The organism is Mycobacterium sp., assembly GCF_049673265.1.
In the GTDB taxonomy this organism is placed as follows: Bacteria; Actinomycetota; Actinomycetes; order Mycobacteriales; family Mycobacteriaceae; genus Mycobacterium.
The window spans coordinates 1-3,562 of the sequence record NZ_JBATXN010000323.1 but is presented as its reverse complement, the minus strand read 5'-3'; the positions used below and the strand labels follow the sequence as shown (position 1 = coordinate 3,562).

Sequence of the window (3,562 nt, the reverse complement as noted above, 5' to 3'; positions counted from 1 at the left end):
CTGACCGCGGCTTCTTCTGCTTTCCCGAAGCCGACATCCGTATCCCCTTCACGCCTGGCATGGCGGCGCTGATCCAAGCCAAGCTCACTCCGCAGGCGGCGGTCGCCTCGATGACGACCGGACGCCGCTTCGGCGGCGACGACGCCGCAAGCCTTGGCATTGTCGACTCCGTTGCCCCCGAGGGCGCAGTGACGCCCGCGGCCGTCGAGGTTCTTCGTCCCCTCGGCGCCAAAGATCCCGGCACGGTCGGCGCAATCAAACAGACCATGTTCGGGCACGCCGTGCATGCGCTGACCGCTGACTAAGCGATTTGCGAAGATGAGGCATGGCACGGCCGCGACCCACCCATGCCGACGTGGCCCGGTTGGCGAACGTGTCGACCGCGACAGTCAGCTATGTACTGAACAAATCTGAAGGCAGACGGATCTCGTCGCGCACCCAGGAAGCGGTCAACCGAGCCGCCGAACAACTGGGGTATCGACCCAACGTGGCCGCCCGCAACCTCGCCAGCGGCAACAGCGGTGTGGTGCTATACGTGGTGCCACGGGTGGCCGTCGGCGAGATGCCGATGCAAGCCGGTAGCCAGATGACCACGGAGCTGGCCCGGCGCGGCCTGCTTCAGGTCCAGATCTTCGAGACCGAGGACGATCAACCTGCCGTCGACGCGATCGAGAACCTCGATCCGATTGCGGTCACCAGCCTGTTTCCGCTGAGCAGTGCCGCACGCAGCGCGGTCGACGCCGCGAACGTGCCCTACATCGAGATCGGGACACTGCCTGCACTCGGCGATCCGCATCTGTCGATCGGTGCGATCCGCGTCGAGCACCTGGTTTCCCGTGGCCACCGCACGATCGCGTTCGCCTACACCGGCATCGCCAAATGGCATGCCTTGGGCGACTTTTGGTTCGACGGCGTCGCGCACTCGGCGCGCGCCCATGATCTGCCGCCGGTCGCCGTGGCTGACGTCACGGCGGACAACGCCGTCGAGGTCGTCGGCCGCTGGGTCGCGGACGGCGTCACCGCGGTGTGTGCGCAAAGTGACGAGGTTGCGCATCTGCTGCTGTACGGCATCCGCGAAGCGGGCCTGCGCTGCCCAGCCGACCTTGCCGTCATCGGCGTCGACGCCACGCCGATGGGACAGATCAGTTCGCCACCCCTGACCACGGTCGAGTTCAACCCCACCGCCGTCGCCGACGCCGCCATCGCCGCGGTACTGACGGAACTGGGCTACCCGGCACCGGCACCTCCCGAGCCCACCGACATCGCCCGACTGATTGTTCGCGCATCGACCTAGACATCCGGTGGTTAAGCGCATAACCTACGCCTGGTCAGCAAAGTTCCACCGACAGCAGAAGGGCAGACCGATGAAGGTGCAGGCGGTGTTGGACGAGATCCGCGAACGGCCCGGCACCGGTGACGTGATCCGCGTCGTCGATCCCTCCACCGAAGAGCAGATCACCGAGTTCAAAGACTGCGGCCCCGACGCCGTCAACGACGCGGTGGCGCGGGCGAAGGCGACCGCCGAGTCGGGCGTGTGGTCGGGCCTGCCCGACTACGAGCGGGCCAAGGTGCTGTGGCGGGTCGGCGAGCTGATCGACCAGCACACGACAATCCTGCAAGAGCTCGAGTCGCTCAACGGTGGCATGACCCCGGTTCAGGCGCAGGCACAGGTGCGGGTCGCTGCCGAGTTCTTTCGCTACTACGCCGGTTGGTGCACCAAGATCGAGGGCATCGCGCGCGACGTGAACACCGGCGGCCTCACCGGCGTCGACTCGCACTTGCATACCTACACGCTGAAGGAACCCTACGGCGTCGTGGGGCTGATCTTTCCGTGGAACGGCCCGGCGTTTAATTTCTGCGCCAAGCTCGCGCCGTCGCTGGCTGCGGGTTGCAGCAGCATCGTCAAGCCAGCCGAGGAAACCCCGCTGACAGCAGTCGTTTTGGATCAAATCCTGGCCGAGGCGGGAGTGCCGGAGGGGGTGGCGAACTTGGTGCTCGGCTACGGTCACACCGCCGGTGCGGCGCTCACCGCACACCCGGACGTCGAAAAGGTCGCCTTCACCGGATCGACCGAAGTCGGCCGGGAAATCGTGCATGCCGCCGCGGCCAGCAACCTCAACAAGGTCACTCTCGAACTCGGCGGCAAGTCGCCCGTGCTGATTTTCGATGACGCCAACCTGAAGGCCGCGATCACCACGGCCGCGTTCGGCACCTTCATCCACTCCGGCCAGGCCTGCGTGTGTGGTTCGCGTATCTTCGCCCAGCGCGGCGTCTACGACCAGGTGGTGGCTGGCATCGCGAAAATGGCCAACCGTCTGCAACTCGGAGGTCCCAAGGAAGAGGGCACCGTGATCGGCCCGCTGATCAGCCAGAAACAGCTCAGTCGCGTCCTGGGCTACCTCGACGAGGGGCGCAGCGACGGGGTCGAGATCGTCACCGGCGGGCATCGACTCGACCGCAAGGGATACTTCGTGCACCCGACCGTGCTCACCAATGTCGCGAGCACAAGCCGGCTGTTCCAAGAGGAGATCTTCGGGCCGGTGGTCACCGTTTTGCCGTTCGACGACGACGATGAAGCCGTCGCCTTTGCCAACGACAGCACCTACGGGCTGGCGGCCACCGCGTGGACTAAGGACCTGGGCCGCGCGCACCGATTGGCCAAGCGACTCAAGGCTGGAACCGTGGGACTCAACTGTCAGATGCAGTTTGACCACTCGATGCCGTTCGGCGGGTACAAGCAATCCGGCTGGGGCTACGAGTCCGGCAAAGCCGGCATCGAAACGTACTTACAGAGCAAAATTGTCTGGGCGCAGATGTAAAAGTTGGGTATGGACGCTGGACTGCAAACCAAAGTTGACGAGATCGCGCAGGGTATCTTTCGGTTCTCCACCTGGGTGCCGGGCATCACCGAACATGGGTTCACCTTCAATCAGTTTCTGCTGACCGGTGACCAACCGTTTCTGTTCCACTGCGGCATGCGCCAACTTTTCCCGCTGGTTTCGGGGGCCATCACCAAGGTGATCCCGCTGGAGCAGCTTCGCTGGATCTCGTTCGCCCACCTCGAGGCCGACGAGTGCGGCGCGATGAACATGCTCCTGGCGGCCGCGCCGCACGCCCAAGTCATCCACGGTCCGCTGGCCTGCATGCTTTCACTGACGGATATGTGCGACCGGCCACCGGTGCCAGTGGGCACGGAACCTGGCGACGTGCTCGATATCGGCGGGCATCGGCTGCGGTTCATCGCCACCCCGCACGTGCCGCACAACTGGGAAAGCGGGCTGTGGTTCGACGAGACTTCGTCGACGTTGCTGGCCGGCGACCTGCTCACACACACCGGCCAATGTCCTGCGCTGACCGAATCCGATTGCGTAGCACCGGCATTGGAAGCTGAGGCGCTGTTCCATGCCACCGGCCTGACTACCAATCTGCGACCCACGTTGGAGCAGCTGGCCCAGCTGACACCGACCACGCTGGCGCTGATGCACGGCGCGTCGTTCACCGGTGATTGCGCCGGCCAACTACGCGGCCTGGCCGATGGTTACGCCGCGATGGCCGGCTAGCC

General features: G+C 65.1%; 4 protein-coding genes. All 4 read left to right on the top strand.

Annotation, left to right across the window (positions count from 1 at the left end):
- Positions 1–305: enoyl-CoA hydratase-related protein (locus WBF82_RS11415; protein WP_424383142.1), on the top strand; the 305-nt coding region annotated here is incomplete at its 5' end.
- Between the two features lie 20 nt (positions 306–325).
- Positions 326–1,294 carry a LacI family DNA-binding transcriptional regulator gene (locus tag WBF82_RS11410; protein WP_424383141.1) on the top strand — a complete coding sequence of 323 codons (969 nt, stop codon included), beginning with the start codon at positions 326–328 and terminating at the stop codon, positions 1,292–1,294.
- Between the two features lie 70 nt (positions 1,295–1,364).
- Entirely contained in the window at positions 1,365–2,819 is a 1,455-nt protein-coding gene (locus WBF82_RS11405) for an aldehyde dehydrogenase family protein (protein WP_424383140.1), read from the top strand.
- A 21-nt stretch (positions 2,820–2,840) separates the two neighbouring features.
- Positions 2,841–3,560: an MBL fold metallo-hydrolase gene (locus WBF82_RS11400; RefSeq protein WP_424383143.1), complete on the top strand. Its 720-nt coding sequence runs from the start codon at positions 2,841–2,843 to the stop codon at positions 3,558–3,560.
- Positions 3,561–3,562: the final 2 nt, after the last annotated feature.